The sequence below is a fragment of the Acinetobacter sp. UBA3025 genome, from assembly GCF_002367915.1.
Taxonomy (GTDB): Bacteria; Pseudomonadota; Gammaproteobacteria; order Pseudomonadales; family Moraxellaceae; genus Acinetobacter.
In genome coordinates, this window is the sequence record NZ_DFDO01000266.1 from 1 (window position 1) to 6,757 (window position 6,757).

General features: G+C 39.9%; 7 protein-coding genes and 1 pseudogene. 5 read left to right on the forward strand and 3 right to left on the reverse strand.

The annotated features are described in order from the left end of the window. A pseudogene (locus tag B4J23_RS11160) lies at positions 1–299 on the reverse strand (phosphoglycerate dehydrogenase); the annotation flags it as partial. Between the two features lie 354 nt (positions 300–653). Here B4J23_RS11160 and B4J23_RS11165 point away from each other — a divergent pair. The 5 genes from B4J23_RS11165 to B4J23_RS11185 all read left to right on the forward strand — a co-directional run bounded on the left by B4J23_RS11165 (position 654) and on the right by B4J23_RS11185 (position 5,293). Beyond that, positions 654–2,063, forward strand: a complete 1,410-nt coding sequence (locus B4J23_RS11165; protein WP_291360645.1) for an FAD-binding oxidoreductase — start codon at positions 654–656, stop codon at positions 2,061–2,063. Positions 2,064–2,205: 142 nt separating this feature from the next. After that, positions 2,206–2,583 (forward strand): hypothetical protein, encoded by a 378-nt coding sequence (locus tag B4J23_RS11170; protein WP_004787040.1) that lies wholly within the window; start codon positions 2,206–2,208, stop codon positions 2,581–2,583. A 186-nt stretch (positions 2,584–2,769) separates the two neighbouring features. Further along, on the forward strand, positions 2,770–3,669 hold the full coding sequence (locus tag B4J23_RS11175) for a hypothetical protein (RefSeq protein WP_291360648.1): 900 nt from the start codon (positions 2,770–2,772) through the stop codon (positions 3,667–3,669). A gap of 1 nt (position 3,670) precedes the next feature. Next, positions 3,671–3,829 (forward strand): hypothetical protein, encoded by a 159-nt coding sequence (locus B4J23_RS11180; RefSeq protein ID WP_291360649.1) that lies wholly within the window; start codon positions 3,671–3,673, stop codon positions 3,827–3,829. Between the two features lie 234 nt (positions 3,830–4,063). Beyond that, positions 4,064–5,293 carry an MFS transporter gene (locus tag B4J23_RS11185; protein ID WP_291360651.1) on the forward strand — a complete coding sequence of 410 codons (1,230 nt, stop codon included), beginning with the start codon at positions 4,064–4,066 and terminating at the stop codon, positions 5,291–5,293. Between the two features lie 213 nt (positions 5,294–5,506). Here the strand turns inward: B4J23_RS11185 and B4J23_RS11190 are convergent, their stop codons facing one another. Beyond that, positions 5,507–5,803, reverse strand: a complete 297-nt coding sequence (locus B4J23_RS11190; protein WP_180025680.1) for a DUF3817 domain-containing protein — start codon at positions 5,801–5,803, stop codon at positions 5,507–5,509. Between the two features lie 126 nt (positions 5,804–5,929). Continuing rightward, on the reverse strand, positions 5,930–6,757 hold an 828-nt coding region (locus B4J23_RS11195; RefSeq protein WP_291360654.1), incomplete at its 5' end, for an FUSC family protein.

The following is a 6,757-nucleotide window of genomic DNA, read 5'->3' on the forward strand; positions in this document are numbered from 1 at the left end:
ATACCGCGACGCATTGCTGCATCCAGATTCACTTGGTTGGTACCGATACAGAAACAACCTACCGCGATCAGTTTGTTCGCAGCTTCAAACACTTCTTCAGTGAGCTGAGTACGGGAACGGATACCAATGAAGTGTGCATCTTTAATCGCTTCTTTCAGTGCTTCACCCTCAAGCGCTGTTTTGCGATAGTCGATATTGGTATATCCAGCTGCATTCAATGTGTCAATTGCGTTCTGGTGAACACCTTCTAACAATAGAAAACGGATTTTATCTTTAGGTAGAGATAGATGTTGGCTCATTACGGCTCCGCTACAAAGGCCAAATTTAGTCGCCGTATAATAGCACAGGAATGGGGCGGTTATACATTTCCTTGATGACTACAATATCAGCTATTTTTGCAAGTGATAGTAGTGAAAATGATAGAACTGGTTGAATTAAACTATCATTTTCAAAGGTATATTATCAAAATTGTCATTTTTTAAGGGAAAGCCCCAAAAATAGCTTATAATATTGCGCCATGCTGTTTAAGCTGCCAGTTTTGGTGCTTTAATCATCATGTTTCGCCTGCTTTGTATACAGGTTTTAATGCCTGAAAAATATACAAATAAACCGGCGAGGTCTCTCTTGTTTAATTCATGCTAGGTCTGCAAACGATGAATGCTCCAGTCGCTTTAACCCCAGAGTTATTGACCCAATTGACTGCAATTGTGGGTGAAAACCGTATTAAAACTGATGCGGACAGCCTCCAGAATTGGGGTCGTGATCATACCAAACACTTTGATCCAAACCCATCGGTCATCGTTTTCCCATCTTCAACTGAACAAGTTCAAGCAATTGTGAAGCTTGCCAACCAGTTCAATATTGCAGTAACACCATCAGGTGGTCGTACAGGTCTTTCTGCAGGCGCTGTCGCTGCGAATGGCGAGATTGTGGTAAGCATGGACAAGATGAACCAGATTCTAGAATTCTTCCCGGCTGACCGTATGGTACGCGTACAGGCAGGTGTGGTGACTGAACAGCTGCAAAACTATGCTGAAGAGCAGGGCATGTACTATCCGGTTGATTTTGCCTCTTCTGGTTCAAGCCAGATCGGTGGAAACATCGGCACCAATGCCGGCGGGATTAAAGTGATCAAATACGGCATGACCCGTAATTGGGTGCTAGGCCTGACTGTGGTGACTGGTAAAGGTGATGTGCTGCGTCTGAACAAGGGCATGATCAAGAACGCGACTGGTTATGCACTACAACACCTGTTCATCGGTGGTGAAGGTACTTTAGGTTTAGTCACTGAAGCAGAAATCAAACTTGAGCGTCAGCCACACGACCTGCAAGTGCTGGTACTGGGTGTACCTGATTTTGATGCGATCATGCCAGTATTGCATGCCTTCCAGGCGAAAATCGATTTGACTGCATTCGAATTCTTCGGTGAGCTGGCGATGCAAAAAGTACTGGCCAATGGTCACGTACAGCGCCCATTTGAAACTGAATGTCCATTCTATGTATTGCTTGAATTTGAAGCGCCGTTTGAGCCGATTATGGACAAGGCGATGGAAATCTTCGAGCACTGTATGGAACAGGGTTGGGTGCTGGATGGCGTGATGAGCCAAAGTCTTGAGCAAGTACATAGCTTATGGCGTCTGCGTGAAGACATCTCTGAGTCGATCGCTCCATTCATTCCCTACAAAAATGACATCTCTGTACTGATCACTCACGTACCAGCTTTTATTAAAGAAATCGATGCGATCGTGAATGAAAACTACCCAGACTTTGAAATCTGCTGGTTCGGTCATATCGGTGACGGTAACCTGCACTTGAATATCCTGAAACCGGCTGACCTGACCAAAGATGAATTCTTTGCGAAATGCCAAGTCGTGAACAAGTATGTCTTTGATACTGTGAAAAAATACGATGGTTCAATTTCTGCGGAACATGGCGTAGGTATGACCAAGAAACCTTATCTTGAATACACCCGTTCAGCTGAAGAAATCGAATATATGAAAGCCTTGAAAAAAGTGTTCGATCCAAATGGCATCATGAACCCAGGCAAACTATTCGATCTTTAATCGGAATAGATTTACAAAAGCGCATCGAAAGGTGCGCTTTTTTTATTGCTCTGTAACTGGACTTACAGAGTCTAAATAGCGTTAAGCTGAAAAGCCCGGCATGATAATTTCTGCATAATAAAGATAATCTGGGTTAAACAATATGTTACGGTTATTGGCGGTTACAATTTTAGGTCTGGGTGTGATGACATCAGGTTGTACAACCACTCAGAAAGTGATTGCAAAAGTGCAGTCTTCTTCAGATACACCTTTGGATCAGGTACTTAAAATGAGGCCTGATCTGCGTGAAGAACTGGCAACAGTCGAGATTCGTCAGTTCTTTAATCGTGTTGAGTCACCGACAGTTGGACAAGTAAAAGTGACTGAAACAGGTTTGATGGATGATTCGGTGAGATCAATTCAGACCATTTATCATTTTAGAAAAGAAGAGAAGAACTGGAAAATGCACAATACTGAAAAGCTCTATCAATGTGTACGTGGTTCAAATACCAAAACTTTCCAGAAAGCAGTCTGTCCATAATAATGTTTGATCTTTAAACAAAACTTCGTTAAAAGCGTATCTTATTGATGCGCTTTTTTCTTAATATTTTAAGCTAAGCAATCTTTTAAACTTTAAAAAATAATAAAAATATCCTGTGGTATTACATTGAAAATTGAATTTTTTTCATAAATAGATTAAAAAGCATTCCAGGTTAGGAATACTTTTATGACATTTAAAACAATATTTAAAAAACCTTGGCTTAGTTCGGCCTCTGTACTTTTGACAGGATTATATTATGGAACATTAGATATCTGGGGAGATGAATGGGATTGGATAAAAAATCACTTAGATATTCATTCAATGATTTACTCTTTTCTAGTCCTTTTAACAGTATTTCTTGTTTTAAGTAAATGCGTTATTGAATATCTGGATGATAAAGAAAATGCAAGGTTAGAGTTAATTAAACAAGATAGAGAAAAACTATTAAAAGACTTTTTATCTTTTATCAAGAATGTTGTCCATCAAAAGAAAAATCGTTTTTTTGATCGGGTAACAAAAATTAGTAAAGATAGGCAGCGAATTAATTTTTTTGATGAAATAACTCATCCAATTGATCAAATTAGACAAATAATGTCACAGGCTATTATTTTTCTAGAAAAATATGGTGTTCCGAGGAATCATGTGGAAATGACAGTAGTTGGTTTTAATACTAAAACTGATAAGTGGACATATTCAGTAAAACTTGATCGTCAAAAAAATTATACTGATCCCCAAGTTCTGATGAGTAGTCAATCATTAGCTAAAAAGGCAATTGATGATGGTGAAAGTATTTTTGTTAGTGATCTAAAAGCAGGGATCGGACAAAATGCCTTTTTAAAATCAAAGAGATCTGATAGTGTAGATAATGTAGGTTCAATTTATTGTAAACCCGTAACATTAAAAATTCAGCATAATACTTACAAATATGTTTTTACTCTAGTATCATACGGCACTTATTTATGCTCACCAAATGATCAACAAGAAGCTAACGAATTCTTAACACTTCTTGATGAAATTGGTGATAGGGTTGAATTAGAGCTGTATTTACTAGCTATGAAGCAACATAAAGAACAACTGGGGAGTTAGAATGTCGACATCTGTAAAAGTTCGAGTAATTGTTTCTAATAATTCATCAAGTCAAAATTCCTCTTCTAAAGTCGCAAAAGGACATAAGCATTTGAGTTTTTTGGCAGATTATTTCAATCCTCAAAAAAAAGAATATCCTCGCGTTAAAACTTGTAACTAATACTTTAAAAACCACTCATTAAGAGTGGTTTTTAATTTTTTAAACATAATTTTTAATTTTATTTTTCATAATTGCCTACCTGTATTATTCAGGTTAAAAGACTTTTACTTGTCTTATGTTATACCATTAAAAGAGCACAGATTTAAAAATTAGACTCTGCTACACTTTGCTCAATTTTTTCAAATTCAGCTCTTTTAAAATTCTAAGAAAGAGTAAATGAGCCTTAACTCTCCCATGCAAAACGCCCAAATCCACAAACTGACCCGTGCTACACTGATGTTTCCTCTGGCACTGGTGCTGTTTGAATTCTCCGTCTATATCTGTAATGACCTGATCCAGCCGGCCATGTTGGCCATTACCCGTGATTTTGGCGTGAGCAGTTCCTGGGCACCATCTTCCATGTCCTTTTTCCTGCTAGGTGGGGCATTTGTTGCTGCAATTTTAGGACCCTTATCGGACCGTTTAGGCCGTAAAAAATTCCTGCTGGGTGGCGTGGCATTTTTTGTAATCTGCTGTCTGGCGATTTTACTCACACCGAATATTCAAAGCTTTCTGTTCCTGCGCTTTTTACAGGGTTTCGGACTATCCTTTATTGCTGCTGTGGGTTATGCCGCGATTCAGGAAAGTTTTGAAGAACGCGATGCCATTAAAGTCATGGCTCTTATGGCCAATGTCTCCTTGCTGGCACCACTTTTAGGGCCAGTGGTCGGCGCCTTTATGATTGATCATGTCTCATGGCACTGGGGTTTCATCGGCATCGCCTGTCTGGCATTTTTGAGCTGGTTTGGACTAAAAGCGAAAATGCCAAATCCGAACATCAGAATTCCTAAACAGCCGCTCAGTTATATTATCGATGACTTTAAACAAGTTCTGAAAAATAAGCGTTTTGTGATCATGACCATGGCATTGCCACTGGTGAGCTTGCCATTGATGCTATGGATTGCATTATCTCCCGTGATTCTGGTTGAAGAATTAGGCTTGAGTAGCATGCAATATGGCTTGGCTCAGTTTCCGGTATTGGGTGGCCTGATTCTGGGTAATATTATTCTGCTAAAAATTATCGACAAGATGCCGCTCGGTAAAACAGTAATGCTAGGTGTGCCATTGATGCTGTTCGGAACCATTTTGCTGTTAGTGGGAATGTTGATTCTAGACTATTTTCTGCATTGTCTTATTATCGGTACCACTTGTATCAGTCTGGGAGAGGGGATCAGCTTCTCAGTATTGTACCGTTTTGCCTTAATGTCCTCTGAAGTGTCTAAAGGCACGGTTGCGGCAACGGTATCTATCTTGATGATGCTGAGTTTCTTTATCGTGATTGAAGTGGTCAGGATTGCTTATGAAGCTTTTGATCTTTGGGCTTATTGCGGTGCCTCGTTTATTTTAATTGCACTCTGGTTTAGCTTGCCACGTATGCAGCTGAAACAGGTGATGCTGGAAAGAAAAGGGCGGGGGGAGTTTTAAAAGAATTCCTTCCTTTTAAATGTTTAATCGAATGAAGCTATTTACTTTATGTGCTTCAAATGAAAGTATGGAATGTTCTCTCTCCCTATGGGAGAGAGTTCGGGAGAGGGAAATATTAATAAAATAACTTCGCCCTTACGCAGCAGTGCTGCTCATCTCCTAAAAGGAGAGGGAACGTCCATGATTGATTTAATAATGATTAGAATCCAAAAGTTAAGCTTCAGCCGGCTGCTCCAACTTCTTTAATTTCATATCAAAGATAAATGGCCCAAATGGCAGAATCGAAGCGATCAAGCCCAGAATAAACATACTCAGAGACCATTTCTGTTTTTCACAGACCGCAAATAACATCACTAGAAAAAGCACAAAAAGAACGCCATGACCCATGCCGATATATTTCACCAGAATCGGGTTATCCATCATGTACTTGACCGGCATGGCAATAAATAACAGCAGCAGAAATGAAATACCTTCAAGCAGTCCAACCAGACGTAAAGTTTTAATATTCACGCGCGCTCACTCTTCTATGTTCTATTCAATCAGGCTTGAGTTTACCCAAACTGCCGATTTAAGCAAAAGAAATTTATAGAATAAAATGAATTATTTTAAATACTTATATCCTAGTAATCTGCTTGGTTATTTGATTTCAACTGCCAGTAACTGCTGCCTTAAAGATAATAATTCAGGCAAGGTTTCCAATAACAGACTAATCTGTTTAAGCACCAGTAGCAGGTGGGTGGAAATATATTCCTGCTGGCTTAGCTGCCGGATTTCAACTAGTTGGTTCTGAATGTCCTGCTGCGATACATTTTCAGGATTCGATAGAGCAGTGGTTAAAGTCCGCTGACAGGCAGAAAGCAGTTGCAAAATTTGCGGATCAGATACCTGTTCACGATGGCTACCCAATGCGGAAATATAACTAAGCTGACTGTGACTATAGACCAAATAACGAAAGGCATTGCGAATCAGCACTGGATCTGGATTCGGTTCGGTACTCAGACTGGAAATCATATTGGAAAGGTCAATCTGGGCATTATGTGCTAAACGACGCGCTGTCCGATAAGCAATGCTGTTATTTTTGCCATGCTGATATTGCTCCAGAATAGCCAGTAAATAGTTCAGTGTCGCTTGGGAAGACTTTTTGATGTTGCTGGAAATATTCCGGAAATTCCAATCCGGCCAGATGCAGCTGACCGCCAGCCAGGCGATCAGACAGCCAATTAGGGTATCGATAATTCTTGGCAGAATGACAGCATAGCCTGCGCCTTTCAGATTAAAAATCAGCAGTACCACCAAGGTCGCCATCAATGTGGCCATAGCATATTTCTTGGAGCGCAAATAGAAAAAGCCGACACCGAAAATCACAGTAAGCAGCAACTGGCCTTCAATACTTGGTACAAAATACAGGATTGGAATACCCAGAATGACGCCGAGCAATGTACCTAAAGTCCGCAGTTTTAAACG

Excerpts from the sequence above, each read along its gene's own strand:
- B4J23_RS11165 (WP_291360645.1), top strand. The coding sequence starts at position 654 with ATGAATGCTCCAGTCGCTTTAACCCCAGAGTTATTGACCCAATTGACT.
- B4J23_RS11170 (WP_004787040.1), top strand. The coding sequence starts at position 2,206 with ATGTTACGGTTATTGGCGGTTACAATTTTAGGTCTGGGTGTGATGACA.
- B4J23_RS11175 (WP_291360648.1), top strand. The coding sequence starts at position 2,770 with ATGACATTTAAAACAATATTTAAAAAACCTTGGCTTAGTTCGGCCTCT.
- B4J23_RS11185 (WP_291360651.1), top strand. The coding sequence starts at position 4,064 with ATGCAAAACGCCCAAATCCACAAACTGACCCGTGCTACACTGATGTTT.
- B4J23_RS11180 (WP_291360649.1), top strand. The coding sequence starts at position 3,671 with ATGTCGACATCTGTAAAAGTTCGAGTAATTGTTTCTAATAATTCATCA.